Here is a 24484-nt window from a genome sequence, read left to right as displayed (position 1 = left end):
CTCGGGGACGGGGTCAGTGTCCGCCACCCCCCGGGCTCCGTCGCGGCGCGTGCAACCGGGCCCGGGGTGCGTCAGATTCGGGCCCCTATGGTCCGGCGAATCGCACTCTTGTTGTCGGCCACGCTGGTGCTCGCCACCGGCTGCGGCGTGAGCGAAGACGAAGTGGTCCAACTCAAGGAGGGAGAGAACCTCTCCGACACGCCCTACTGCGGCTCGCTCGGGTGCGCGGATCCGTTCCGCTCCTGCGCGGAGCTGTTCCTGGAGTTCGGCCGCTCGCCGCCCCTGTGCGTGGTGGAGAACATCTGCGACCGGCTGGAGTGCGCGAAGGCGGGCCGCCACTGCGCTGTGTTCGGGGGCTTCCCCGGCCAGGTGAAGTGCATCGAGGACTAATCCCTCGCGCCCGGGGCGGCCGTCGTCCAGCGGCCCCGGGGCGGGAGGCTTTTTCAGCCTAGCGGCGCGACGAGGCGGTGAGCCACGCCAGGCGCTCCGCGGCGTCCTTCGTCTGCGGCTCCGTGAGCAGCGCGTCCGTGTTCTGCGCGATGCGGTAGGCCCAGTTGGCGTCGCCCATGGTGCCGGGCAGGTTGATGCGGTCGCGCGTGCCCAGCACGTCCTGCCACGGCAGCACGCACAGGTCCGAGCCCGCGTTGAGCGCGGCGGCCAGCGTGGCGCGGTGGATGTCCGGGGTGAACTCGCGCGTCACCGCCACGCCCTGGAACTCCGGCCACGCGCGCGCGGCGTTCTGGCGCTCGTGCTCCTGCGCCTGCTCCCACCACTCGGCCTGCGGCTCCGTGTCGTGCGTGCCGGTGGTGACCAGCGACACGGCGGGGAAGCCGTGCGGGTCGCGGTAGGTGTTGTCGTCGCGCTCCCAGCGCAGCACCCGGTAGCCGGGCAGCTTCAGGTCCGCCAGGATTTGCCGCACGAACGGGGGAATCACGCCCAGGTCCTCGGCGACGATGCCCGCGCCCTCCGACAGCAGGCGGAAGTGCTTCTCACCCTGGCGGCGCCAGGTGGGCTCGTCCGCGGGGACGAAGTAGCCGGTGGGGTTCTTCTCGTCGCGGATCCACTGGCGGAAGTAGCCCACCGCGTGGTCCACGCGGCGCAGGTCGTAGTAGCTGGCCGCCTTGGCCGCGCGCTTCTTCAGCCACGCGTAGTCGTCCTTCTCCATCGCGGCGAAGTCGAAGTAGGGCAGGCCCCAGTCCTGGCCGGTGGCGGAGAAGTCGTCCGGCGGCACGCCCAGGCGCGCGTCGCGGCGCAGGATGTCCGGGTGGGCCCAGCAGTCGGAGCTGTCCTGCCCGATGATGAAGGGCTCGTCGCCGCACAGCAGCACGTCCTTCGCCTTCGCCTGCGCGCGGACCTGGTTCCACTGCGCCTCCGCCAGCCACTGGAGCCAGGCGTGGTAGCGCACGCGGCGCTCCAGGCCCTGCTCCTGGATGGCGCGCAGCGCGTCCGGCTGGCGCGCGCGCAGCCCCTCGGGCCACTGCCACCAGGGACGGCGGTCCTCCTTCTCGCTGATGGCGGTGAAGAGCGCGTAGCTCTCCAGCCACTCGCCCTGCGCCTCGCGCCACTTCTGGAACTCCTGGGCGCGCGGCGTGCGGGCGGACCACTCGTGCTTCTCGAAGTGGTCGAAGGCGCGCGCGAACGCGGCGTCCTTCAGCGGGAACACCAGGTCGTAGCGCACGCGCGCGGCGGCGCGGGCCTCCGCCAGCTGCTGCTTCTGCGCATCACTGAGCGCGCCCTCGCCGCCGGTGGCCTGGAACTCCGGGACCTGGCTCAGGTCGATGAAGAGCGGGTTCAGGCCGAACGCGGACCGCGTGGCGTAGGGACTGGGGTCACCGGGCGCGGTGGGCAGCAGGGGCAGCACCATCAGCAGGCGCTGCCGCGCGGCCTTCATCCAGGAGAAGAGCCCGTCCATGGCACCGAAGTCACCGATGCCGAAGTCCGTTCGCGAACGCAGGGAGAAGAGAGGCAGCAGGAGACCGGAGAGCCGGCCAGGAGTGGACATGATGCGGCGCAATCTGCCCCAGCCCCGGGCCGGTGTGAACTGCTGTCGCGACGCGGTGCACACACGCCTGCCTGTCCGCCGTTTGGGGCCGACGGTGGCATTGGACCGCGGGCCCATCCGAGCGCTCAGTGGTTGACGAAGCGCACGCGCCCTTGGCTCCCGGGCGTACGGCGCCTTCAGTCCCGGAAGTCGAAGTCCAGGGCGACCTCGGCGGCCTCACCCGGGCAGGTGCCAGCCGTTGGTCCCTGGACTGTCAGCTCCAGGTGCCCCCGGAGCCGGTCCTCCGAGTTCTCCTCCAGCACGAACCGGCCGGAGACCTGCTGGATGGCGGTCTTCTCGTCGTCCCCGGCCGCGCAGAACGACTGGGTCCAGGCCGCCTTCAGCCCCGGCGAGTGTCCAGGGCCGGGCTCGAAGTAGACGCCGTCGTGGGTCCCCCGATACCGCAGGCCCGGGACATGGGCTGCTCCGTCAATGGCGTACTCCGCGGGCCCGCTCCCCTTCGCGAAGAGCTCGACGTCCACGTAGACGCAGAGGCCCCGGGAGTTCTCCTGGCGTTTCTCCGACAGGTCGTCCGAATTGCAGAAGCTGAAGACCGGGCCGAGGTTGAACCCGGAGTCCCGGGCCTCCTGGGGCTGGACCTGGCTGAAAGCCGACGTGGGGAATTCCTCCCAGACCTCGCCATGCCGCACCCGCATGTGGCCGGTGACGCCGCCGGGCTCCCTCCCGCACCCGGTCCCTCCCAGGACCGTGAGCGACAGCACCAGGGCGAACGGGGCACGGCGGAAGCGGGGAAGCCCATTCATCGGGTTGTGCATGAGGTCGTCTGCCATCATCTTTCGCCTCCGGACAAGCCTCCCTGGCGTCGTGGGTGGCTTTGGCCCCGGCACGCTCCGCACCCATGAAACGACTTCCCCTGTCCTTCTACGCGCGGCCCACCCTGGAGGTGGCGCGCGACCTGCTGGGCACCCTGCTGGTGGTGGACGGGGTGAAGGGCCGGCGCGTGGGCCGCATCGTGGAGGTGGAGGCCTACCTGGGCGAGCACGACCTGGCGTGTCACTCGTCCAAGGGGCGCACGCCCCGGACGGAGGTGATGTTCGGGCCGGCGGGGCGCTCCTACGTCTACCTCATCTATGGAATGCACCACTGCTTCAACGTGGTGACGGACGGCCCCGGGGTGGCCGCGGCGGTGCTCGTGCGGGGCGTGGAGCCGATGGAGGGCATCCCGCCTGGTGAGCGGACGGACGGGCCCGGGCGGCTGTGCCGGGTGCTGGGGCTGAACCTCAACCACAACGACCTCCCGCTGGACTCGGAGGGGCTGCATCTGCTCCCGGGGACGCCGGTGCCGGACGGGCAGGTGGAGCGGGGGCCCCGGATTGGCGTGGAGTACGCCGGGGCGTGGGCCGCTGAACCCTTGCGGCTGTGGGACCGGGACAGTGGACACGTCAGCCGCTTCGTCTCCCGGCGGCCTCGCCGTCGTCCTTGACGCGGAACGTTCTGGCTGGTTGGGTGGAAAACGCCATGTCCCAAGAGGCTCCCCAGGAAGATGACCGGCAGGAAGAAGACCGGCGGCTCCTGGCGCGCGCCCAGGACGGCGACGTCTCCGCCTTCGAGGCCCTGGTGGGCCTGCACCAGGACCGGGTCTACGGCCTGGCGCTGCGGATGACGCGCTCGGAGGCGGACGCGGCGGAAATCACCCAGGACACCTTCCTGTCCGCCTACCAGCACCTGAAGGACTTCCGGGGCGAGGCGGCCTTCGGCTCCTGGGTGCACCGCATCGCGGCCAACCATGCGCTCATGCGCCTGCGTCACCGCCGGGTGGCCCAGGCGGCGGAAGCCGAACTCCAGGCGCCTGAATTCACGGAGCGGGGCACCCTGGCGGACTACCCCGTCACGGACTGGAGCCGGGACGCCGAGGAGAAGGCGCTGGACGCGGAGTTGGGGCAGGCCATCCAGCAAGCGGCCGACCGCCTGCCGGAGGGCTACCGGGAAGTCTTCCTCTTGAAAGACGTGGATGGCCTCAGCTACGAACAGATCGCGGAAGTGACGGGGGATTCCATCCCCGCCATCAAGAGCCGCCTGCACCGGGCACGGCTCGCGCTGCGAGAGGCCATCGACCTGTTCTACAACCGGGACAATCGCGGGGTGTGAAACCCCCAGGGCGCCTCGGCATCTTCGAACTGGAACGAGGGGAGCCGCAGCCAGCCGAGGTTCGGATGTATACCTGCAAAGATTCCATCAACCTCCTGCTCGAGTTCCTCGAGGGCGAAATGCCCGAGGAGGAGGCGCGGCACCTGCAGGAGCACCTGTCGGGCTGCAAGCCCTGCGAGGAATTCCTCAGCACCTATCGGGCGACGCCCGGCCTCTGCAAGCGCGCCATGGCGCTGAAGATGCCCCGGGAGGTGTCCGCGAAGCTGACGGAGTTCCTGCGCTCGAAGATCAAGTCCTGCTCGTGAATCTGAAACAACTGTCGCTGCCGGAGCTGGAAGCGGCGCTCGCGCCGGCCCAGCCGTCCGCCACCGCGGTGCGCAAGGTGTTCGCGGGCGTCTTCGCCCACGCCCGTCCCACGGTGGACGCCGTCGCGCTGGCGCCCCAGGTGCCTCGCCGGGTCGCGGACCTGCTCCGCGCCCAGGCCCAGATGCCGTCGCTCAAGATTGTGGAGCGGCGTCAGGCGGAAGACGGCTTCGTGAAGTACCTCTTCGAGTCGCCGCTGGGCGGCCGCATCGAAGCGGTGCGCATCCCCATCTTCGAGGAGAAGTACGTCGTCTGCGTGTCCAGCCAGGTGGGCTGCGCGCTGGCGTGCGACTTCTGCATGACGGGCAAGCTGGGCTTCCAGCGCAACCTCCAGACCTGGGAGATACTGGACCAGGTGATGCAGGTGCGCGCGGAGGCGGACCGGCGCGTGGGCGGCGTGGTGTTCATGGGGATGGGCGAGCCGCTGCTCAACTACAAGGAGACCATCCGCGCGGCGCAGATTCTCTCGCACCCTGCCGGGTTCTCCATCTCCGGCACGGCCATCACGTTCTCCACCGCGGGGCACGTGCCCGCGATTCGCCGCTATACGAAGGAAGGGCACCCGTTCCGCCTGGCGTTCAGCGTGACGAGCGCCATCCCGGAGAAGCGCGCGAAGGTGCTGCCCATCGAGAAGACGCACCCGCTGCCGGAGCTGATCCAGGCCATCCGGGAGTACAGCGAGGCGCGGCGCGAGCGGGCGATGATTGCCTACGTGGCCATCCAGGGCTTCAACCTGGGGCGCGAGGACGCGGAGGCGCTGAAGGCGGCGTTCGAGGGCATCCCCATCAAGGTGGACCTCATCGACGTGACGGATCCGACGGGCAAGTACCTGCCGCCCTCCGCGGAGGAGCTGAGCGCGTTCCGGGACCACCTCCAGATTTTGAAGGCGCCCATCGCGCGGCGGTACTCCGGCGGCAAGGAGATTGGAGCGGCGTGCGGCACGCTGGCGGCGAGCCAGTACGGCGGCACGGTGCTGCCCACGCCCGCGGCTTCGTCCCGGCAGGCCTGACGCCCGCTTCTCGCGGCGTTCGTGATTCGACGGCAAGAACCGGAGCGCGGGCCCTGGCCCTGCGGCGCTACGAGGACCGTGCGCCGCGGCGAGGGCCCCGGCGGCGCGACCTCATGCGCGGGCCATGTTCGGAGAGCCGTCGGATGACGCATCGATTGGAAGGGAAGGTCGCCCTGGTGACGGGGGCGGGTTCAGGGATTGGCCGGGCGACGGCGTTGGCGTTGGCCCGGGAGGGCGCGCGCGTGGTGGCGGCCGGCAGACGTATCGAGCCGCTCGAGGAGACGGCGCGCCTGGCTCGCGAGATGGGCGGGCAGGTGGTGGCCCGCGCCGCGGACGTGACGAAGGAGGGCGACGTCGAGGCCCTGGTCCGCTTCACGCGGGAGACGTTCGGGAGGCTCGACGTGGGCGTCAACGCGGCGGGGGGCTCGTTCGGCGGCGGGCCCACGCACACGCTGGACACGGCGTCGTTCCGGGAGTGGATCGACGGGTACCTGGTGAGTGCGTTCCTGTCCACGAAGCACCAGGTGGCCGCGATGCTGGAGTCGGGCGGAGGGAGCGTCATCAACATCGGGACCTTCGTGGGGCACACGAAGGCGATGCCCGGGACGTCCGGCTACGCCGCCGCGAAGACGGGCCTCATCGGGCTCACGCGCACCGTCGCGGCGGAGTACGCCGCTCAGGGCATCCGCGCGAACGTGCTCGTCTCCGGAGGCGCGGACACGCCCATGTTCCGGAGCTGGAACGCCTCCGAGGAGCAGCGCGCCGCCGCCGCGCGGCTGCATGCGCTCCAGCGCGTCGCGGACCCGGAGGAGATCGCCAACGCGGCCGTCTTCCTCGCGAGCGGCGAGGCGTCCTTCGTCACGGGGAGTGTCCTCACTGCGGATGGGGGACTCTCGCTCGTCTGAGAGGCCGGGGCCGGCATCCGGCCCGTGCCTGCGCCCCCCTGCGCGGGGGATGCGAGCGTGGGTTGCCCCTGGAGGCCAGGGGGCTGTCCGTGTTCACCTCCGCGCGGGTGGTGGAAGAGACGGGTTCCCCCGGGCGGGAAGGCGACTTAAGTCTCGCGCCGGGAGCTTCTGGCCCTGGAGGGCACCGCGCGGATGTGGATCGAGCACGTCGACAAGCTGATTGGGATGCTGGGGCCGTTCGGGTTCCTGGTGCTCGGCGTGGCGGCGATGCTGGAGTACGTGGTGCCTCCGTTTCCCGGGGACACCATCGTGCTCATGGGCGGCGTCTACGCCGTGCGCGGGGAGAAGCCCTGGTGGCTGGTGCTCGCGGTGGTGACGGCGGGCAGCGTGTTGGGGGCGTTCATCAACTACGCGGTGGGCCAGTGGCTGGCGAAGCGCTTCGAGGCGCAGCCGGGGCGCTCCTTCTTCGGGCTCACGCACGCGCGGCTGGAGCAGGTGCAGGCGAAGATGCGGCGCACGGGGCCGTGGCTGCTCCTGGTGAACCGCTTCCTGCCGGGCATCCGGGGCGTCATCTTCATCGCGGCGGGGGCGGCGCGCATGCCGCGCTTCAACGCGTTGGTGCTGGGCGCCATCTCCGCGCTCGCGCACAGCGGGCTCATCCTGGCGCTGGGCATGGCGGTGGGCGGCAACCTGGAGCGGCTGACGGTGCTGGTGTCGCGTTACCAGTACGCCGTCATCGGGCTGCTGGTGGTGGCGGCGCTGGGGTTCGGCGTGCGGGCGCTGACGCGGCGGCGTGAGTCGGCCGTGGAACCGTAGCGGGCCCGGCCGGGCAGGAAAATGTGCGGGGACGACCCGCCAGGGTGGGCGCACGTTGCGCGGGCCCGGGGTGGCGCGGTTGAGTCGGGGCATGTTCCGCGCCCGTGCTCGCTGGTGGTTGCTCCTGGTGCTCGTCCTGGTGGGAGGGTGCCGCTGTGGCGACGACCCCAACCTGGGCGGTGCGAGCGCCAGCTTCCGGCCCCAGGCCGAGGTCGTGGACTTCGGCCGGGTGCTGGAAGGCACGCAGGTGCGCCGCTCGCTGACGCTGGTGGCCACGGGCCGCGCGGGCGTCACGGTGGAGGCGGTGACGGACGCGCCCTTCTTCGTCGTCGTGTCCCAGATTGTCGTGAGCGGCAGCGGCACGGGCACGGTGGACATCCTGTTCTCCGCGGGCAACGCGCCGGTGGATGGTGAGCTGGTGCTCACGGCCGGGCGCACCACGGCGAAGGTGAGGCTCACCGGCGTGGGCGTGCGCCCGCTGGCGTGCGTGCCGCAGGGCGAGTGCCGCGAGTCGCGCTTCGACCTGGACTCCGGCCAGTGCATCGAGTCACCGCTGGAGGATGGCGCGTCGTGCATCCCCGGCAGCCGCTGTCAGGAGAACGGCCGCTGCCAGGCGGGCGTCTGCGTGGGGCAGCCGCGCACGTGCGATGACGACAACCCGTGCACGGTGGACAGCTGTTCGCCGACGCAGGGCTGCGTGACGGCGAACGTCGCGTGCCCGGTGCCGGGCAACCCCTGCAAGGTGGGCGTGTGCGACCGCAACGAAGGCTGCAAGCAGGTGGACGTGGCGGACTTCAGCCCGTGCGGCGCGGTGAGCTGCAAGGCGGCGCAGGTCTGCTTCAGCGGCACGTGCCGGTCGGTGACGCCGCCGGACGGCTTCGTCTGCGCACCGGCCACGCCCTGCCAGGACGAAGGCAAGTGCAGCGCGGGTGAGTGCATGCGTCCGGACGCGGGGGATTTGGAGTCCGTCTTCAGCGCGGAGCTGGGAGGCGCGCCCGTCGCGGAGGACGGAGGCCCGGTGCTGTTGGTGGACGACGGGACGGTCTACGCGTCGGTGTGCGGTGAGGACGCGGGCTGCTGGCTCGCCGCGTACACGGAGAGCGGACTGCTGCGCTACGAGTCGCCCTATGCGGACGGGGGCGTGAGGACGTTGCTCGCGGCGTCGGACGCGGGCGTGGTGGTGCTGGCACCGGAAGCGCTGGAGGCGTACGCGCCTCGAGGCGCGGGCGAGCTGCGCTGGCGCACGTCGCTGGCGTTCGCCGATGGAGGGACGCCGGAGGGCGTGCCCGGCACGGGAGCGGGCAGGGTGGCGCTCACGCAGGAAGGAAACGTGCTGACGTACGTCTCGCGGAGCGCGGAGCCGCTGCGCTCCCGGCTGATCATGCTGAGCGCGGTCGATGGCGTGCCGCTGGCGACGGGGCCGGAGGAGGACGGCGGTGGAGCGGCGAGGCTCGCAGTGGACGACACGCGAGGCGCGTACCTCTACACGCCATGGGATGGACGGCTGGCCTTCACAAGCTGGGCGCTGCCCGAGCCGGTCATGGACGGCGGGACTCTCTTCGGCGATGCCCTCGAGGACGGAGGCATCGCATCGCTGATCCTCGAACAGCGTGGGGAGGGTGTCCCAGGTGGTGCGCCGTCACTGGCGCTCGCGTCGGGACGGTTGCTCGTGGGTACGCGGGCCGCCGTGGACACGGATGGAGGCGTGCTTGGCGCGCTGGATTGGGACGCGGGCACGCGCACGCTGTCACCGTTGGCCGAGCCCGTGCTGATGACTCCCAGTGGCAGGGTCGGTCATGCGTTCGCGCTCGCTTGTGACCGCACGGACGGCAGCCCGTGCGTCGACGCGGAGCTGCGCACCGTGCTGCGCTCCTTCAGCACGGATGACGGCAAGTCCCTCTCGGACGTGGACGTGCTGCCCTCGCCGCTGCTCCCCGGCGCCTTCCATGAAGCCGCGCTGCTGTCTCGGAACACGGTGGGCGTGCTCGCGGACGCGGCGCTGCCGAATGGTCAGCGCCAGGCGTGGCTCGAGTGGATTGCCTACGGCAACAAGCTCAACCAGTGCGCCCTGCCGGGCCGCGTGGAGGTCGCGGGCGCGCTGTTCGCGGGCGACCTGCTGCATGTGGCGCTGCGCCGCGATGGCGTCTGGAGGCTGGAGGCCTATCCCGTCGGCGAGCGCGCCGAAGTCCGCGGCTGGCCCCAGCGCAACGCCAGTCCCGCGGGCACACGCCGCGCCGTGCCGTAGGTCAGCTGCCCACGGCGCACGGACAAACGGCGCCCGCCGGACCCGGTCTCTGAAAACCTGTCCGACAGTCGGACAGGTTTTGGCGCTTCGCCTTCGGAGGGCGAGGACGCGGGTGCTTCGCGTCCATGTCAGCCCCCCCTGGTTGGATGGCGAGGCTTGGGCGGGGAGGGTGGCGGAGATGGAGTGGGTGAAGTCGATTGCGAAGATGGCGGCGCGGCTGATCCGCTCAGCCGCCCACGGCGGGGTCCACCCAGAGGTCCTCGAAGCGCACCTGCGGCGGCGTCTGATGCAGCCGCAGGTTCTGCACGGAGGCCACCGCCACCGCGTGCGTGCGGTCGTGGTACAGCGGGATGAGCGGGCAGTCCTCGCGCGCCAGCAGCTCCGCGCGCTTGTACAGCTGCGAGCGCAGCTCCGGATCAATGGACACGCGCGCCTCGGCGGTGAGCCGGTCCAGCTCCGCGTTCCTGTAGCCCAGCGGGTACACCGTCTGCGCGCTGGAGTTGAGCAGGAAGTGCAGGAACGCGTCCGGGTCCGGGAAGTCCGCCAGCCACAGCGTGCGGAAGGCCGGGACCTTCCCCTCGCGCAGGCGCGGCAGGTACTCCTCGGCGGGCATCTGTTCGTGGCGCAGCTCCAGGAGTCCCGCTTGAATCAGCGGCCGGAAGAGCACCGCGTCCTCGGCGGATGTGTCGCGGCCCACCGGGTGGTGCAGGGTGAGCTGCAACCGCCGCACGCCCGCCTCGCGCAACAGCCGCTCCGCCAGCGTCAGGTCCGGCACCGGCGCGGGCCCCAGCTCCTGGGCCCCGTCCAGCAGCTCCGGAGGCGTGAAGGTGCGGGCCACCCGCGCGCCCGGGTGGAACTGCTCCACCACGCCCTGCAGGTCCATGCCCGCGCGCAGCGCGCGCCGCACGCGCACGTCGTTGTAGGGGGCCTCGTTCAGGTTGAAGCCCAGGAACGCCGTGGAGGGCGTGGTGCTGGTGACCACCTGGTGCGCGTCCAGGCCGTTGGCCTGCGTGTGCTCCACGTGCAGGAACGACACGAGGTCCAACTGTCCGTCCAGCAGCTGCCGCATCGCCTGGTTGCGCGTGTCCGAGAGGACGAACTCCAGCCGGTCCAAAAGGGGCAGTCCGCCGCGCCAGTAGGTGGCGTTGCGCTCCAGCACCATCCGGTCCGGCTGCATGCCCACGACGCGGAAGGGCCCCGTGCCCACCAGCTTCCCCGCCGGGTCCACCTTCGCCACCGCCGTGGCGGTCAGCGCCATCAGCTGGAGGAAGAACACCTTGGGCTCGCGCAGGCGGATTTCCAGTGTGCCCTCGTCCAGCGCCTCGATGCCCGTCACCTCGCGCGCCATGCCGCTGGAGTACTCGCGCGCGCCCTCCACGTCCTCCAACAGGCTGCGGTCCGGCGAGCGCAGCGCCGGGTCCATCAGCCGCTCCAGGTGGCGCTTCACGTCCTGCGCGGTGAGCAGGGCGCCGTCGTGGAAGGTGACGCCCCGGCGCAGGTAGAAGCGGTAGCGGCGCGCGGACGGGTCCGCGTCCCAGCGCTCGGCCAGGTCGGGCACCAGCATGCCGTCCTCCAGCCGCACCAGGCAGGAGAAGAGGCACGCCGTCAGCTCCGCCATCTGGTTCTCCACGCTGAAGAGCGGATCCACCGTCTGGCGCGCGCGCAGCGATCCCCCCTGATGCAGCCCCACCCGCAGCGTGCCGCCCACGCGGGCGCGGGGCAGCTGGAAGCGGAACACCTCCGCCTCCAGGCTGGCCGTCTCGTGGCCCAGCTGGTCCACCGTGCGGTCCAGCCCATCGCCAATGCGGATGACCCGGCGCGCGTCCTCGCGCACCTGCGCGATCTCCTCGCGGATGGACGCGTCGCCCCGGGTGAGCACCTGGTGCGCGGAGCGCAGCTCCTCGATGGCCGCGCTCAGGCGCATCACCGCCTCGGACAGGTCGCGGCCGGTGCGCGCCTGGGCCTCCGCCTTCTGGCCGGCGCTCTGGCCCACGCGCGACATCTCTTGAATCTGGCGCACCAGGTCCCGCGCGTTGCCGGACTGCTCGATGGCCATGCGCGTGATGTCCTCCACGCGCTGGGCCACGCGCTTGCTGGCCTCCACGACCGTGGCGCCCTGCGCCTCCAGCTGCTGCGTCTCCATCACCGTGGCCTCCACGGCGGCGAAGGTGCGCTGGGTGATGGTGCGGATTTCGGCCAGGGCCTCGGAGGCGCGGTCGCCCAGGGCCACACCCGCGGTGGCCTGCTCGCGGCCCTCCTGCACCAGCGCCACGGCGGTCTCCACCGCGTCGCGGATGCCCGTCACCATGGTGCCAATCTCGCGCGTGGAGCGCGTGGTGCGCTCGGCGAGGCTGCGGATTTCGTTGGCCACCACGCCGAAGGGGCGGCCGTGCTCGCCCGCCTGCGCGGCGATGATGGCGGCGTTGAGGGCCAGGAGGTTCGTCTGGTCGGCGATCTCCTGGATGACGTCCACGATGCGGCCAATCTCCAGCGACCGCGTGCCGAGCATCTCCATCAGCTCGGCCGCCTTGCGCACCGTCTCCTCCACCCGGTACATGCCCTGCACGCTGTCGCCCACCAGCGACTCGCCGCGCTGGGCGGTGGCGGTGACGGCCACGGCCATGCTGTTGGTCTCCATGGCGCGGCGGCGCACGGCGTAGATGCCGCCCTCCACCAGCGCGACGAAGTCCTCCGCCTCCGAGGCGAAGCGGCCCAGCTCGTCACCCGACGCGGCGATGTGGGTCAGCCGCTCCGTCATCGCCTGGGTGAGGCCGCTGGTGCGCTGGCTGAAGTCGTTGACCGTCTCCAGGCCGTCCACCACCTGATGCAGCCGCTCGGTCATCTCCAGCAGGGCGCCCGTCGTCTCGTGCGCGAAGGTTTCAATGTGCTGCACGCGCTTGATGGCCACCTGGAGGCTGCTGCCGTTGCCGCCCACGGCGGAGAGCGTGCGCTCCACGGCGCCGCCCTGACGGCGCGCGGCCTCCAGCAGCATGCGGGCCTGCTCGCTCACGCCGTTGCCGGTGCGGTGCAGGTTGCTCGTCACGCGCTGCACCTGGGACAGCGCGCGGCGCAGGGACAGGATGAGGCGGCGCAGGTCCTCCTGGCCCTCGAAGCCCGTGTGGATGGGGGTGGTGAGGTCGCCCTCCGCCAGCCGGGACATCAGGTCGCGCCGCTCTCGCCGCCGCATGGACGCGAAGCGGAACCACGACAGGTAGCTGCCGATGAGCCACAGGAACGGCACGCCGAGCAGCAGCACCGCCCACCCGGCCGTGTCATCCGGCTTGCCCGTCACCCACCACAGCACGAAGCCCAGGATGAGTGCGGAGACGAGCGCCGCCACCAGCCCGAACGAGAAGAGGTACCGTTTGGCGCCCATGGACGGGGGTGACGCTAACCCGCCTTCTCGCGCCGGTCCTGATTTCGACGCATGCTTCACGGGACATGAAGGCCCTCTTCGCCATCGCCATGCTGGCGCTCCCGGGAATCCCCGCGAGCACGGGCGCCGAGGCCGCCCGGAGCGGAAGCTCGGTCCGGTTCGTCTTCGCGTGGCGGGGCGTGCCGGTGGGGACGGTGGGGCTGTCCCTGGACGCGGGGCGGTTCACGTACACCAGCCGGCACCTGCACGTGCGAGACGGCCACGCGGGCGAGCGCGTGCGCGAGGTGACGCTCCCCGTGGACGCCACAGGGCGCGTGACGGCCGGGGACGCGGTGCCCCAGGCGCTGTGGCTGTGGCGGGGCCCCCCTCCCGAGGGCTGCGTGAAGGGCCGCGAGGAGCTGTCCGGCCAGGAGGGCCCCCACTGCGTCACGGCGAGGGGCCCCACCAGCGCCGAGGGCACGATGCTGGGTGCCCGCTTCCGCGCCCGCTACGACGACCGGGGGCAGCTCCAGGCGCTGGAGGTGGGCGACTCCCGCTTCACCCGGGCGGCCCCCGGGGAGCGGCTGCGCGCCCCGCCGGAGCTCTTCGCGGACGGAGTCCCCGTGGAGGGGGGCACCGGAGGCGCGCTGGCGCTCGCGCCGCGAGGAGACGGGCCGTCCTTCACCGTCCCCCCGCGCCTGCCGGAGATGACGGAGTGGACGCCCGCGGCGGCGCGGGCCCTGTCCGCGAAGGTGCACGCGGCCTTCCCGGACAAGGGGCCCACGGCGGCGGACTGGCGCCCGGGAGGGGAGGGCGAGGCCGGAGGCTGCCTGGCGCACGCCCTGCGCTACGCGTCCCTGGCTCGCGCGCGGGGCCAGCGGGTGGGGCTGGTGCACGGGCTGCTGGTGGTGGACGGCGGACCGGCCCGGCCGCACGCCTGGGTGCGGGTGGCGCTGAAGGGCGGCGGGACGCTGGAGTTGGACCCCACGTCCCTGGACCCCGTGCGCCCGGACACGCACCTGGCGCTGGCGCTGGCGCCGCCGGAGGGCCCCGCGCTGGAGGCAGGGGAGCGCTGGCTGGCGCTCCTGCGCGGGGACTACCGGGTGGTGCGCGCTACTCGAACGGAATGACGGACAGCTTCGCGCCGGGCTTCACTTCCAGGATTTCCTTCGCGCGGGCGGGCAGGTGGATGACGGTGTTGTCCAGCCGGGCCGTGCAGCGCACGGAGCGGAAGCGGTTGCGGCCGGATTCGCGCTCGGCGGCGACCAGCACATCGTCGCCCTCCAGCTCGAAGTCCTCCTCCGCCAGCTTCATCGTGCGGTAGCGGCGCACCAGGGAGATGTCCGCCGTGTCCGCCTCGAAGTGCGGGCCGCCGTCGAACGGGTCGATGCGCTCCACGTACCGGAAGCCCACCCGCTCCAGCATCCGCTGCACGCCGCGCGTGGCCGGGCCCACCTCTCCCAGCACCTTCTGCACGCGGTCCGGGAAGAGGGACGCGTAGATGTCCGACGCGGGGAACAGCTCCTTGATGAACTCCTTGTTCTGGCGGCTCAGCCGGTCCGCTTCCAGGTAGGTGAGGCCGGTGAACTTCTTGCCGCACGCCTCCCAGAGCAGGCTGCGGCCGTCCGGGAGCAGCGGCGGCAACAGCTCCGCCAGCACGCGCGGCCGGAACAGCCGCCGGTGCATGGCGATGAAGAGGAAGCGCACGAAGGACAGCTGCTTGCCGGGCTTGTCCGGCGTCGCGCGGTAGGGCGGGTCCACCACCAGGCCGCCAATCTCCGTGGGGCCCTCGTAGTTGTACGCGATGGACAGCACCTTGTGCCGCAGGTGCCGCTCCAGCGAGGCGGAGTAGTGCTCGCGCTCGCTCACCTCATAGTAGATGTGCGGCGCGTCGTACGTCCCGTGCTGGGCGATGATCATCGACGTGCCGATGATGAGGTTGTTGCGCACGTCCTCCAGCACGAAGAGGTACTCGCGCTCGAACGGGTCCTTCACCTTGCCGGCGAAGCTCTTCACCGACTTGTCGATGATGGCCTCGAGCGTCTCCTCGTTGTTCGGCAGGTTGACCGTGTTCAGCACCGCGGCAAGACGCTTCAGGCCGGGCAAGTCGGTTTTCTGGACGTCTCGCAGCACGAGCATGGGGCACACTGAAGGGCGCCCCGGGAAGGGAGCGCCGGAAGGGCCCGTGACCTTACACCACGCCCCCGTCCCGTCAGCCCCCTGCATGCTCCCCTGTCAATGACGCGTTGCGTTCAGGACATCGCTCCGCCGTCCGCTCGCTGGGTATGGGCGGCGTGGCTCCCGACGTGAAACATGTCTCAATCCGGGGAAGGGCCTGCCTGCCCGCATGCTGTGTTGTCAGGCGTCTGGGAATGGTTTGGCGGGGGAATGAAGTGAGGGAATGGTTTGGGGTAGTGTTTGTCAAAGCTTTGCCGTCAAAGCATCAACCCCTCCCCTCCCCCCTCCCAAGGATTCAGCATTGAAAGCACTGCACCTCTGGCTCGCGGCCTGTCTGCTCCCGAGCCTCGCTGCGGCGGAAATCGTCTGGCGGGGCGATTTCGAGACGGGAAACCGTTCCCAATACAGCGTGGAACAAATGGTGAGCTCGGACCGGCTCCAGGTGGTGACGAGCCCGGTGTCGGAGGGCAAGTACGCCCTCAAGGCCACGGTGAAGCAGGGCGATGACCCCATCAACTCCAGCGGCAACCGCAATGAGCTGGTGTACCTGAGCAACGAGAAGGTGGGTTCGGAGTACTGGTACCGCTGGAAGGTGATGTTCGCGAACGACTTCCCCAGCGTGGACGCGTGGCAGCTCTTCACGCAGTGGCACCACGACGGGTGCTGCGGGTCGCCGCCGATTGAGTTCTTCGTGAAGGGCGAGCTCATCCGCCTGACGCTGAACGACAGCGGCACGGTGTGGAGCACGGCGCTCAAGCGCGGCACGTGGCAGGAGTTCGTCTTCCACGTGAAGTGGTCCCCGGACGCGTCCGTGGGCTACGTGGAGCTGTGGCACAACGGCGCGCAGGTGCTGAAGAAGACCTACGCCAAGACGATGTTCTCCGGCCAGAACAACTACCTGAAGCTGGGGCTGTACCGGGCGGACACCATCAAGCCGGTGGGCGTCGTCTACCACGACGGGATGATCCAGGCGACGAAGCGCGAGGACGTGTTCCCGGTGGTGCAGCCGGATCCGGAGCCGGTGGTGGACGCCGGCACGCCGGTGGACGCGGGGACGCCGGTGGACGCGGGCTCGCCGCAGGATCCGGACCCGGTGGTGGACGCGGGCAGCCCGGTGGATCCGGACCCCGTGGTGGACGCGGGCACGCCCGTGGACCCGGCCCCGGTGGTGGACGCGGGCACGAGCACGGGTGTGAAGCCGGCGCCGCTGGACGAGGACGATGGCGACGCGAACTTCCACGGTGGCTGCTCCGCGAGCGGTGGTTCGCTGGCCGCGTTCTCGCTGCTGGGGCTCTTGGGCCTGGCGCGGGCGCGCCGCCGCCGGAGCTGAAGCGTCGTCCCTGAAGGACCCTCCCGCTCCGGTGCGTCCGGGGCGGGAGGTGGGTTGAAGGAGTCCGCGCTTCCATGCGAGGAGGCGCGGGATGACTCCTCCCCGATTGGCGTGGTGGCTGTGCGGCCTCCTGCTGTGGACCGCGTGCGCGGGCCCGGAGGTGCGAGCGCCACGAAGCTACTCCCAGATAACGATGGACTCCGCGACGACGGGGTGTCTGCGCAATCCGGCGTGTGCCTCGCAGGTGGGGCAGGACGCCATCCTGCCGTGGCTGTCCCGAGCCGCGGCCCGAGCGGCCGAGGCCGCGGCGGTGATGCGCCTGTGGGAAGCGGCGGAGGTGGCCCGCGTGGAGCACGTGCTGGTGGAGTGCGCGAAGCGGGCGAACTTCGAGGTGAACGAGCGGATGCTGGGGCCGGGCCGGCGGACGACCCGCGAGATCTGCGAGGAGAAGGTCGTGGACTCGAACGGACGGACGGTCAAACGGGGCGTGCTGCTGGGGAACGCGAAGCACGAGGCCGCGCTGGCGTGCGTGCAGGAGCAGCTGGGCGCCACGGACGCGGGCCGGTTCAGCCTGGAACCGCGCTACCTGCGGGATGCTCAGACGGGCCGGACGCGGTGGTTGGACCCGGAGGAGGTGGCGCGCTGGCTGGCCGCCGGACAGTTCTTCCTGCTGACAGGGACCATCGCGCCGGATGTGGTGCTGCACGCCTTGGGAAACCCACTCCAGGCGCAGCGGGTCTACGACTTCAAGTTCCCGTGCCCCGTGACGAACCCTCCCAGGTGGGAGACCTACCCTGAAGGACATCCGTTCGCGAAGCAGGAGCAGGGCGAGGTCTACTCACTGCTCCTTGGCAAGGACACCGCTCCTCGCCTCGTGTCTCCGAACCTGGGAGTCAAGTAATGGCCACGAGCTATCCAGAGAGCCGTGTCACCCTCGACATCGAAGGTGAGCCGATCGTCGTCCTGCGCGAGGCGGTGAGCATCGCGTTCTTCATGGGGGGACCCCACGAGGAACTGGCCTTGCCGCTCTGCCGTGCCCTGGAACGTTACCGGCGTGCCATCGAGCCCCGCTCCCTGGCGTGGTACGTGGACCGCCACGGTGATTGGAGTCCCCTGGCCGAAGAGGCTGATGCATTCCTGACCGAGGCGGTGATGCACCCGGCGACCGGGCGCATTGAAGTGAGCGAGAAGCCCGACTCCGTGACGGGGATCCGGTTCAAGTACCGGGGCCGAGGGTTGCCTCAACAACCCTTCTTCCAGCTCACACCGCATGGCACCTTCGCCGCGGAGTTCTGGCTCCCCATCGAGTTCCTGGAGCATCCCGGTCCGGAATGGGTGCGTGCGCTGGCCCTCGAACTGGGACGAGAGCTGCCCTTCCACTCTGGTTACGTGGGACTCTCCTTCGACGCCTGGGGCTGGGCGGAGTCCACCACTCCGGTCATGAAGGCGAAGGGGTTCCGCCATCCTGGCCTTCTGCTGCCAGGACTGGAGACCCTGGCGACGAAACTGGGAACGCGGCTCTGGGGGCCAACGTGGCTCAATTTCCTGGGCCCGCCCGTGCTCAACGAACTGGGCGGCGTGGAGGGACTTCGCTCCCGGCTGCACTCGCCTTCGACGCAGGTCGAAGCCCTGTCTCCAGACCGCGCAGTGGTGTCCCTGGGCCCGGTTCCTGAAGCCGGGGACGTGGAGGCCGGTGACACACTGCCTGCGTACCGCGAGCTGGCTCGCTTGCTGGAGCCGTGGCTCTACGCGCACCAGGGGGCCTGGGGCGGCCTCACTGAAGCCGAAGTCCGCCAGTGGGAGCGCCGCTTCCTCTGACCTCGCTGTGGCATCATCCCCGGACGCCATGTCGCAGACGCCTCGCAAGGTCTCGCTCGTCCTGAGCTTCCAGTACCCCGGCAAGTACGCCTTCACCGTGCTCGCCGGCGCCGTGGAGGCGGACCCCGCGCTCGCGGATGTTTCGCTGCACTTTCCTCGCAGCCGCGAGGCCCTGCTGGACACCCTGCGCCAACGCGTGGACGCGGGCGACACCGTCGTCGCCGCGTGGTCCTTCTACTCCGCCAGCTTCGGCCCCTCCGTGGAGGAGCTGACCTGGGTCCGCGAACGGCTGGAGGGCCGCGACGTCCTCTGCATCGCGGGCGGCGTGCACGCCACCGCCGAAACCCTCCAGACCCTCCAGGCCGGCTTCGACCTCGTCGCCGTGGGCGAGGGCGAGCACACCCTGCGCGCCCTCCTGGCCCGCGTCCTCAAGGGCGAGGACCCGCGCGCCACGCACGGCACCGCGCACCTCAAGGACGGCAAGCTCGTGCAGCACGGCCACGGCGAGGGCGTGCGCCTGGACGACTTCCCCGCGTTCGCCGTGAAGCACGTGAAGTACGGCGCCATCGAGATCACCCGAGGCTGCATCTACGCCTGCCGCTTCTGCCAGACGCCCTTCATGTCCAAGGCGCGCTTCCGGCACCGCACCATCCCCAACATCGCCCACTGGGCCCGTGAGCTGCTGCGCATGGGCCGGCGCGACGTGCGCTTCATCACCCCCACGTCCCTGTCCTACGGCACCGCCGACGAGACCGTGAACCTGGCCGCCGTGGAAGAACTGCTCGCCGCCGTGAAGGAGGCCACGGCCCCGGACGGGCGCATCTTCTACGGCACCTTCCCCTCGGAGGTGCGCCCGGAGCACGTCACGCCGGAGGCCCTGGCCCTGCTCAAGCGCTACGTGGCCAACGACAACCTCATCATCGGCGGCCAGTCCGGCTCCGAGCGCATCCTCCAGGCCACCCGGCGCGGCCACGACGTGGAGACCGTGGTGCGCGCCGCGCGGCTCGCGGTGGAGGGCGGCTTCGTGCCCAACGTGGACTTCATCCTGGGACTGCCGGGGGAGGAGCCCTCGGACGTGGAGGCCACGCTGGACCTCATGCAGCGGCTGTCCGACCTGGGCGCCCGCGTGCATGGCCATACCTTCATGCCGCTGCCCGGCACCCCGTACCGGGACGCGGCCCCCGGCCGCCTGGACGCGCGCACCCGGCAGCGGCTGGACTTCCTCGCGTCCCAGGGCCGCCTGTATGGCCACTGGAGGGCGCAGGGCGTGCTGGCGGAGGCCATCGCCGCGCGCAGACAGCCGCGCGCCCGCTAGCGCCGGGCGTTACACTGGCCCTCGCGATGGCTGAACAGACGCCCTATTGGCTCCTCATCTCCGTGCTCTTCAGCTCCCAGCCCCTCACCCCGGCGCTGGCCATGACGCTGCACGAGGCCGCCTTTGAGCTGTACTCGCGCGGCGAGGGCTCACGCGAGGTGGCCGGCGATCTCATCTCCGGCCGCGTGAACAACCTGCGCAAGGACGTGTCCCTGGGCGGCATCGCCGGGCCCGCCTTCGAGGCCGAAATCGAGACCGAGCGCGGCTCCGGCGTCGTCCGCTTCATCCTCACCCGCCAGGGCCTGGAGATGATGAAGGCCCAGCCCCCGGCAGCTCCCAAGAAGCCCCAGTACCTCAACTGAGGAGGGGGCCGCCCGGCCGCCCGGCCGCTCCCGGAACGGCGCCCCGTCACCACCTTGAGGGCTCAAGGGAGGAATGGCGGCATGGACCCCAAGGACGAATACCTCAAGAAGAGCGCCGGCATCCCGCTGGATCCCAGCAAGCAGAAGGACCCGGAAGAGCACGGCGACACGGTGCCCGCGGAGGGCCGCTCCGAGGAGCTCAACGACGTCACCGGGCAGAACGGCGGCCAGCGCACCGACGTGGACCAGCCCTGGAACGACACGCGGCACCGGCACGACGGCATCCGCGACCAGTACAGCGACGACAGCGACAAGAAAAAGCCCTGAGGTCTCCCCCAGGGCTTCATGAAGTCAGTGCTGTGAAGACGGCCTGGGGCGAGGGGACTACTCGCGCTCCAGGTCCAGCTTCATGCCGCCCATGTGCAGGATGGACTGGGACATGGACACCGCGGACATGGTGGCCAGGTCTTCAATCGCCTGCAGCTCCTCGCTCTTGGGCTCCGCGCCCGTGCCCGTCTGCGAGGCCGCGGCCTGCTGCTGGGGCTGCTGCCCGGTGACGTTCACCGGCGTGGAGGTGGCGCCCGAGGTGTAGGTGCCCAGGAGTGAGCCGTGCGGCGTGGCCCCCATCTGCGCCAGCGCCGACGACACCACCGACGCGCCCGTCAGCTGCGCGCCCGTCTTCGGCTGCGCGGCCGCGCCCGACATGAGCGAGCCAAAGCGGCTGCCCGACACGGAGGAGGCGGTGTTCGTCGTGGCCGGCTGCACCCGCGGACCGGAGAGGGACGTGATGCGGTTCATGGCGGCTCCCGTCAAAAAGGCCCCGGTCGACTGAAGAGGCACACCCGAAGGCGTACCCGTGGGGCTTCAAGTTCGTTCTCCCCATTATCGCCCTGGGCCCGGGGAAGTTGCCTCTTCCGCCCTACAAACAGCGAAGGCCGCGAAATCCCAGGGAATTTCCCCCTGGGACGCCGCGGCCTTCAGCGCTGCTCAGCCTTCAGGATGATCCGCCGGGCCTAGAACTGGTGGGCCTCGGTGGACTCGTGCAGGGCCAGGGTGCTGGCGCTGCCGCCGGAGATGACTTCGGCGACCTGGTCGAAGTAGCCGGTGCCCACCTCGCGCTGGTGGCGCGTGGCGGTGTAGCCGTGCTTCTCCGCACCGAACTCGGACTGCTGCATCTCGCTGTAGGCCGCCATGCCGCGGTCCTTGTACTGACGGGCCAGCTCGTACATGGAGAAGTTCAGCGCGTGGAAGCCCGCCAGGGTGACGAACTGGAACTTGTAGCCCATGGCGCCCAGCTCGCGCTGGAACTTGGCGATGGTGCTGTCGTCCAGGTTCTTCTTCCAGTTGAAGGACGGCGAGCAGTTGTACGCGAGCATCTTGTTGGGGAACTGCTTGCGGATGCCCTCTGCGAAGGCCTTGGCCTGCGCGAGGTCCGGGGTGCTGGTCTCGCACCACACCAGGTCCGCGTACGGGGCGTAGGCCAGGCCGCGCGCGATGGCGCACTCCAGGCCGCCCTTGATGCGGTAGAAGCCCTCGCCCGTGCGGCCCGCCGCCTTGTCGATGAAGGCGTGGTCGTACTCGTCCGCGTCGCTCATGAGCAGCTTGGCGCTGTCCGCGTCCGTGCGGGCCACGAGCAGCGTGGGCACGCCCATCACGTCCGCCGCCAGGCGCGCCGCGGTCAGCGTGCGCACGAAGTGGCTGGTGGGCACCAGCACCTTGCCGCCCATGTGGCCGCACTTCTTCTCGCTGGCCAGCTGGTCCTCGAAGTGCACGCCCGCGGCGCCCGCTTCGATCATGCCCTTCATCAGCTCATAGGCATTGAGCGGACCGCCGAAGCCGGCCTCCGCGTCCGCGATGATGGGCGCGAACCAGTTGCGGTCCTTGCGGCCCTCCGCGTGGTCAATCTGGTCCGCGCGGCGCAGGGCGTTGTTGATCTTCTTCACCACGGAGGGGACGGAGTCCGCCGGGTAGAGGCTCTGGTCCGGGTACATCTGGCCGGCGTTGTTCGCGTCCGCGGCGACCTGCCAGCCGGACAGGTAGATGGCCTTGAGGCCCGCGCGCACCATCTGCACGGCCTGGTTGCCGGTGAGCGCGCCCAGCGCGTTGATGTAGTCCTCCGTGTGGAGCAGCTCCCAGAGGCGGCGGGCGCCCAGCTCCGCCAGCGTGTAGCTCACGCGGATGGAGCCGCGCAGCTTCTCCACGTCCTTCTCGGTGTAGTTGCGCTTGATTCCCTCGAAGCGCTGGGCGTGGAGCTTCGCGTGAGGGGAGGCATCGGAAGTGGTCGGCGTCGCGTCGTACATGCCAGGACTCCTCGGGCTTGAGTGAAGGGTGGAAGGAACGTCGTTGAAGCGGTTGGAAGAGCTCAGGACCGCGGGTCGAGGGCCTCGTAGGCCGGCAGGGTGAGGAAGTCCTCGAAGGCGGAGGCGGTGGACAGCTGCTCGAAGAGGGCGCGGGACTTCTCCATGTGCGCCTGGCCGTAGCGCTCCACGGCGCCCTCGCGGCCCATCCGAGCCATCTCCTCCTCGAGCAGCTTGCGGAACAGCTCCGGCGTCACCTTGCGGCCGTCCTCCAGCGTGGCCTCGTGGTGGATCCACTGCCACACCTGGGCGCGGGAGATCTCCGCCGTGGCCGCGTCCTCCATCAGGTTGTAGAGCGGCACGCAGCCCAGGCCGCCCAGCCACGCGGCGGTGTACTGGATGCCCACGCGGATGTTGTGGCGCAGGCCCTCTTCCGTGCGCGTGCCGGACGGCACCTTGAGCAGGTCCGCCTCCGTGACGCGCACGTCCTCGCGCTTGTTGGCCACTTGGTTGGGGCCCTTCATCCGCGCGTCGAAGATGTCCTTCGCCACGGGGACCAGGCCCGGGTGCGCCACCCAGGTGCCGTCATGGCCGTTGTTCGCCTCGCGCTCCTTGTCCGCGCGGACCTTGGCCATCACCGCGTCGTTGGCGGCCGTGTCCCCCTTGATGGGGATGAAGGCGGCCATGCCGCCCATGGCGTGCGCGCCCCGGCGGTGACAGGTCTGGATGAGCAGCTGCGAGTAGGCGTTGAGGAAGCCCTTGTCCATGGTCACCTGCCCGCGGTCGGGCAGCACCACGGACGCGTCGGACTGGAGCGTCTTGATGAAGCTGAAGATGTAGTCCCAGCGGCCGCAGTTGAGGCCGGCCGAGTGCTCACGCAGCTCGTAGAGGATCTCGTCCATCTCGAACGCGGCGGGCAGCGTCTCGATGAGGACCGTGGCCTTGATGGTGCCGTTCGGGATGCCCAGCTCCTTCTGGGCCAGCTGGAACACGTCGTTCCACAGCCGGGCCTCCAGGTGGCTCTGCATCTTGGGCAGGTAGAAGTAGGGGCCCGTGCCGCGCTTCAGCTGCTCGCGCGCGTTGTGGAAGAAGAACAGGCCGAAGTCGAAGAGCGAGCCGGAGATGGGCTTGCCGTCGATGCGCACGTGGCGCTCCGGCAGGTGCCAGCCGCGCGGGCGCACGAAGAGCACCGCGTGCTTGTCATTCAGCGCGTAGTGCTTCCCGTTCTCCGCCGTGAAGGAGATGGTCTTCCGGACCGCGTCGCGCAGGTTCAGCTGGCCGCGCACCACGTTGTCCCAGGTGGGGCTGTTGGCGTCCTCGAAGTCCGCCATGAAGACGCTGGCGCCGGAGTTGAGCGCGTTGATGATCATCTTGCGGTCCACCGGACCGGTGATTTCCACGCGCCGGTCCTGCAGGTCCGCCGGCACCGGGGACACCTGCCAGTCGCCCTTGCGGACCTCCGCCGTCTCCGGGAGGAAGTGCGGGCGCTCGCCCTTGCGCCACGCCTGGGCCACCTTCTTGCGCCGCTCCAGCAGGGCTTCCCGCCGTTCACCGAAGGCGCGGACCAGCTTCGCCACGAAGGCCATGGCGTCCTGCGTCAGCACCTCCGCGTAGTCCGGATGCCAGGCCCCCTCCACGGTCACGCCGGGGCCGAAGGCCGGAGGATTCTGGGAGGTGCGCGCGTCCATGTCGGCTCCTGACGTGATGCGTTGTAAAAACGGCTCAACGGGCTGAAAGATGCCCCTCCCGTCTAGGGAAGGGAAGCCTTGGTCAATTAGAAGCCGCTTGCCTGTAAGCCCGTCAACATCCTCTGGATTAAATCTGTAAATCGCCTGACGCAGCGGGACACAACCCCCCGGAATCACAGCGCCGGGGGGAGTGCGCAATCGGGCCCGCGGGTTTCCGTAGGTAGGAATGAGACCCCCATGTGCCAAGCGGGGGCCTGACGGAGAGGTCACCTCATGGACGTCACGACACGCTGCAGGGCCTGTTCGAGGGAGCTGTCCGGGGAGGCGCTGCGCTGCCCGCACTGCCGCAAGCGCACCGTGCCGATGCACCGGGGCGAGGGGCGGGCGCTGCTGGGCGTCTGCTCGGCGCTGGCGCGCGAGCTGGACGTGGATGTTTCGCTGGTGCGGGTGGCGTTCGTGCTGATGCTGTTCGCCTCCGCGGGGATGAGCGCGGCGCTCTACCTGCTGCTCTGGGCGTTCATCCCGGCGAAGGCCTACGGCCGCGCCCCGCTGCAGGGGACGCTGGACTGGGTGTCCAAGGTGGCGAACACGCCGGTGGACGACGACTCGCCCCGCTGGGAGAAGCGCGTCTGACGTGTGGCCGGCGTCGGGTG

23 protein-coding genes are annotated in these 24484 nt (G+C 70.5%); 16 read left to right on the top strand and 7 right to left on the bottom strand.

Annotated elements, in window-relative coordinates:
* Window positions 1-87 precede the first annotated feature (87 nt).
* Window positions 88-390, top strand: coding sequence for a hypothetical protein (locus D7X96_RS07320; RefSeq protein WP_120547944.1), 303 nt, complete (start codon window positions 88-90; stop codon window positions 388-390).
* 58 nt (window positions 391-448) lie between these two features.
* On the opposite strand, the gene D7X96_RS07315 is transcribed toward D7X96_RS07320, so the two are convergent.
* Entirely contained in the window at window positions 449-2002 is a 1554-nt protein-coding gene (locus D7X96_RS07315; protein WP_121769352.1) for a 4-alpha-glucanotransferase, read from the bottom strand.
* A 176-nt stretch (window positions 2003-2178) separates the two neighbouring features.
* Window positions 2179-2835: a hypothetical protein gene (locus D7X96_RS07310; protein WP_120547945.1), complete on the bottom strand. Its 657-nt coding sequence runs from the start codon at window positions 2833-2835 to the stop codon at window positions 2179-2181.
* Between the two features lie 65 nt (window positions 2836-2900).
* Between D7X96_RS07310 and D7X96_RS07305 the strand changes: the two genes are divergently transcribed.
* From D7X96_RS07305 to D7X96_RS07275, 7 genes are all read left to right on the top strand, one after another.
* Entirely contained in the window at window positions 2901-3485 is a 585-nt protein-coding gene (locus D7X96_RS07305; protein WP_120547946.1) for a DNA-3-methyladenine glycosylase, read from the top strand.
* A 35-nt stretch (window positions 3486-3520) separates the two neighbouring features.
* Window positions 3521-4150 (top strand): RNA polymerase sigma factor, encoded by a 630-nt coding sequence (locus D7X96_RS07300; RefSeq protein WP_120547947.1) that lies wholly within the window; start codon window positions 3521-3523, stop codon window positions 4148-4150.
* Between the two features lie 65 nt (window positions 4151-4215).
* Window positions 4216-4455 (top strand): anti-sigma factor family protein, encoded by a 240-nt coding sequence (locus tag D7X96_RS07295; protein WP_014399836.1) that lies wholly within the window; start codon window positions 4216-4218, stop codon window positions 4453-4455.
* Window positions 4452-5522 (top strand): radical SAM protein, encoded by a 1071-nt coding sequence (locus D7X96_RS07290; RefSeq protein WP_121722287.1) that lies wholly within the window; start codon window positions 4452-4454, stop codon window positions 5520-5522. The genes D7X96_RS07295 and D7X96_RS07290 overlap by 4 nt, the downstream gene beginning before the upstream one ends.
* 143 nt (window positions 5523-5665) lie before the next feature.
* The gene (locus D7X96_RS07285; RefSeq protein WP_121769325.1) at window positions 5666-6427 is read left to right on the top strand and encodes an SDR family oxidoreductase; all 762 of its coding nucleotides are present in this window, start codon (window positions 5666-5668) and stop codon (window positions 6425-6427) included.
* A gap of 192 nt (window positions 6428-6619) precedes the next feature.
* On the top strand, window positions 6620-7243 hold the full coding sequence (locus D7X96_RS07280) for a DedA family protein (RefSeq protein ID WP_120547950.1): 624 nt from the start codon (window positions 6620-6622) through the stop codon (window positions 7241-7243).
* A 91-nt stretch (window positions 7244-7334) separates the two neighbouring features.
* Window positions 7335-9488 (top strand): hypothetical protein, encoded by a 2154-nt coding sequence (locus tag D7X96_RS07275; RefSeq protein ID WP_121769324.1) that lies wholly within the window; start codon window positions 7335-7337, stop codon window positions 9486-9488.
* Window positions 9489-9714: 226 nt separating this feature from the next.
* Here D7X96_RS07275 and D7X96_RS07270 read toward each other — a convergent pair whose 3' ends face one another.
* Window positions 9715-12864, bottom strand: coding sequence for an ABC transporter substrate-binding protein (locus D7X96_RS07270; protein ID WP_121722289.1), 3150 nt, complete (start codon window positions 12862-12864; stop codon window positions 9715-9717).
* 65 nt (window positions 12865-12929) lie between these two features.
* On the opposite strand from D7X96_RS07270, the gene D7X96_RS07265 reads away from it, so the two are divergent.
* On the top strand, window positions 12930-13973 hold the full coding sequence (locus tag D7X96_RS07265; protein ID WP_121769323.1) for a lasso peptide biosynthesis protein: 1044 nt from the start codon (window positions 12930-12932) through the stop codon (window positions 13971-13973).
* Here the strand turns inward: D7X96_RS07265 and D7X96_RS07260 are convergent.
* A complete protein-coding gene (locus tag D7X96_RS07260) occupies window positions 13957-14982 on the bottom strand; it encodes an arginine N-succinyltransferase (protein WP_120547954.1) in 1026 nt (341 codons plus the stop codon). The two genes, D7X96_RS07265 and D7X96_RS07260, sit on opposite strands and share 17 nt — an antisense overlap.
* Before the next feature lie 262 nt (window positions 14983-15244).
* Between D7X96_RS07260 and D7X96_RS07255 the strand changes: the two genes are divergently transcribed.
* The 6 genes from D7X96_RS07255 (at window position 15245) to D7X96_RS07230 (ending at window position 20173) form a co-directional block, all read left to right on the top strand.
* Window positions 15245-16351, top strand: a complete 1107-nt coding sequence (locus D7X96_RS07255) for a polysaccharide lyase family 20 protein (RefSeq protein WP_440588238.1) — start codon at window positions 15245-15247, stop codon at window positions 16349-16351.
* A 91-nt stretch (window positions 16352-16442) separates the two neighbouring features.
* The gene (locus tag D7X96_RS07250) at window positions 16443-17252 is read left to right on the top strand and encodes a hypothetical protein (protein ID WP_121769321.1); all 810 of its coding nucleotides are present in this window, start codon (window positions 16443-16445) and stop codon (window positions 17250-17252) included.
* The gene (locus D7X96_RS07245) at window positions 17252-18169 is read left to right on the top strand and encodes a type VI immunity family protein (protein ID WP_121722292.1); all 918 of its coding nucleotides are present in this window, start codon (window positions 17252-17254) and stop codon (window positions 18167-18169) included. Before D7X96_RS07250 ends, D7X96_RS07245 begins: the two co-directional genes overlap by 1 nt.
* Before the next feature lie 28 nt (window positions 18170-18197).
* On the top strand, window positions 18198-19484 hold the full coding sequence (locus tag D7X96_RS07240) for a TIGR04013 family B12-binding domain/radical SAM domain-containing protein (RefSeq protein WP_120547958.1): 1287 nt from the start codon (window positions 18198-18200) through the stop codon (window positions 19482-19484).
* A gap of 26 nt (window positions 19485-19510) precedes the next feature.
* On the top strand, window positions 19511-19846 hold the full coding sequence (locus D7X96_RS07235; protein ID WP_120547959.1) for a hypothetical protein: 336 nt from the start codon (window positions 19511-19513) through the stop codon (window positions 19844-19846).
* Window positions 19847-19927: 81 nt separating this feature from the next.
* A complete protein-coding gene (locus D7X96_RS07230) occupies window positions 19928-20173 on the top strand; it encodes a hypothetical protein (RefSeq protein WP_120547960.1) in 246 nt (81 codons plus the stop codon).
* Between the two features lie 57 nt (window positions 20174-20230).
* Here the strand turns inward: D7X96_RS07230 and D7X96_RS07225 are convergent, their stop codons facing one another.
* The 3 genes from D7X96_RS07225 to aceB all read right to left on the bottom strand — a co-directional run bounded on the left by D7X96_RS07225 (window position 20231) and on the right by aceB (window position 23831).
* On the bottom strand, window positions 20231-20644 hold the full coding sequence (locus D7X96_RS07225; RefSeq protein WP_120547961.1) for a hypothetical protein: 414 nt from the start codon (window positions 20642-20644) through the stop codon (window positions 20231-20233).
* Between the two features lie 215 nt (window positions 20645-20859).
* Complete coding sequence (gene aceA / locus D7X96_RS07220) at window positions 20860-22146, bottom strand: isocitrate lyase (RefSeq protein ID WP_014399818.1); 1287 nt, start codon at window positions 22144-22146, stop codon at window positions 20860-20862.
* A gap of 62 nt (window positions 22147-22208) precedes the next feature.
* A complete protein-coding gene (gene aceB / locus D7X96_RS07215) occupies window positions 22209-23831 on the bottom strand; it encodes a malate synthase A (RefSeq protein WP_121722295.1) in 1623 nt (540 codons plus the stop codon).
* 273 nt (window positions 23832-24104) lie between these two features.
* On the opposite strand from aceB, the gene D7X96_RS07210 reads away from it, so the two are divergent.
* A complete protein-coding gene (locus D7X96_RS07210) occupies window positions 24105-24464 on the top strand; it encodes a PspC domain-containing protein (protein ID WP_120547963.1) in 360 nt (119 codons plus the stop codon).
* Window positions 24465-24484 lie beyond the last annotated feature (20 nt).

Origin of the sequence: Corallococcus interemptor, from assembly GCF_003668875.1 — a bacterium.
Classification (GTDB): Bacteria; Myxococcota; Myxococcia; order Myxococcales; family Myxococcaceae; genus Corallococcus; species Corallococcus interemptor.
This window is presented reverse-complemented; position numbering and strand designations above follow the sequence as displayed.

Excerpts from the sequence above, each read along its gene's own strand:
- D7X96_RS07225 (WP_120547961.1), bottom strand. The coding sequence starts at position 20,644 with ATGAACCGCATCACGTCCCTCTCCGGTCCGCGGGTGCAGCCGGCCACG.
- D7X96_RS07300 (WP_120547947.1), top strand. The coding sequence starts at position 3,521 with ATGTCCCAAGAGGCTCCCCAGGAAGATGACCGGCAGGAAGAAGACCGG.
- D7X96_RS07275 (WP_121769324.1), top strand. The coding sequence starts at position 7,335 with ATGTTCCGCGCCCGTGCTCGCTGGTGGTTGCTCCTGGTGCTCGTCCTG.
- D7X96_RS07250 (WP_121769321.1), top strand. The coding sequence starts at position 16,443 with ATGACTCCTCCCCGATTGGCGTGGTGGCTGTGCGGCCTCCTGCTGTGG.
- D7X96_RS07245 (WP_121722292.1), top strand. The coding sequence starts at position 17,252 with ATGGCCACGAGCTATCCAGAGAGCCGTGTCACCCTCGACATCGAAGGT.
- D7X96_RS07240 (WP_120547958.1), top strand. The coding sequence starts at position 18,198 with ATGTCGCAGACGCCTCGCAAGGTCTCGCTCGTCCTGAGCTTCCAGTAC.
- D7X96_RS07320 (WP_120547944.1), top strand. The coding sequence starts at position 88 with ATGGTCCGGCGAATCGCACTCTTGTTGTCGGCCACGCTGGTGCTCGCC.
- D7X96_RS07295 (WP_014399836.1), top strand. The coding sequence starts at position 4,216 with ATGTATACCTGCAAAGATTCCATCAACCTCCTGCTCGAGTTCCTCGAG.
- D7X96_RS07265 (WP_121769323.1), top strand. The coding sequence starts at position 12,930 with ATGAAGGCCCTCTTCGCCATCGCCATGCTGGCGCTCCCGGGAATCCCC.
- aceA (WP_014399818.1), bottom strand. The coding sequence starts at position 22,146 with ATGTACGACGCGACGCCGACCACTTCCGATGCCTCCCCTCACGCGAAG.
- D7X96_RS07235 (WP_120547959.1), top strand. The coding sequence starts at position 19,511 with ATGGCTGAACAGACGCCCTATTGGCTCCTCATCTCCGTGCTCTTCAGC.
- D7X96_RS07230 (WP_120547960.1), top strand. The coding sequence starts at position 19,928 with ATGGACCCCAAGGACGAATACCTCAAGAAGAGCGCCGGCATCCCGCTG.
- D7X96_RS07255 (WP_440588238.1), top strand. The coding sequence starts at position 15,245 with ATGGTTTGGGGTAGTGTTTGTCAAAGCTTTGCCGTCAAAGCATCAACC.
- D7X96_RS07285 (WP_121769325.1), top strand. The coding sequence starts at position 5,666 with ATGACGCATCGATTGGAAGGGAAGGTCGCCCTGGTGACGGGGGCGGGT.
- D7X96_RS07210 (WP_120547963.1), top strand. The coding sequence starts at position 24,105 with ATGGACGTCACGACACGCTGCAGGGCCTGTTCGAGGGAGCTGTCCGGG.
- D7X96_RS07305 (WP_120547946.1), top strand. The coding sequence starts at position 2,901 with ATGAAACGACTTCCCCTGTCCTTCTACGCGCGGCCCACCCTGGAGGTG.
- aceB (WP_121722295.1), bottom strand. The coding sequence starts at position 23,831 with ATGGACGCGCGCACCTCCCAGAATCCTCCGGCCTTCGGCCCCGGCGTG.
- D7X96_RS07260 (WP_120547954.1), bottom strand. The coding sequence starts at position 14,982 with ATGCTCGTGCTGCGAGACGTCCAGAAAACCGACTTGCCCGGCCTGAAG.
- D7X96_RS07315 (WP_121769352.1), bottom strand. The coding sequence starts at position 2,002 with ATGTCCACTCCTGGCCGGCTCTCCGGTCTCCTGCTGCCTCTCTTCTCC.
- D7X96_RS07280 (WP_120547950.1), top strand. The coding sequence starts at position 6,620 with ATGTGGATCGAGCACGTCGACAAGCTGATTGGGATGCTGGGGCCGTTC.
- D7X96_RS07270 (WP_121722289.1), bottom strand. The coding sequence starts at position 12,864 with ATGGGCGCCAAACGGTACCTCTTCTCGTTCGGGCTGGTGGCGGCGCTC.
- D7X96_RS07310 (WP_120547945.1), bottom strand. The coding sequence starts at position 2,835 with ATGATGGCAGACGACCTCATGCACAACCCGATGAATGGGCTTCCCCGC.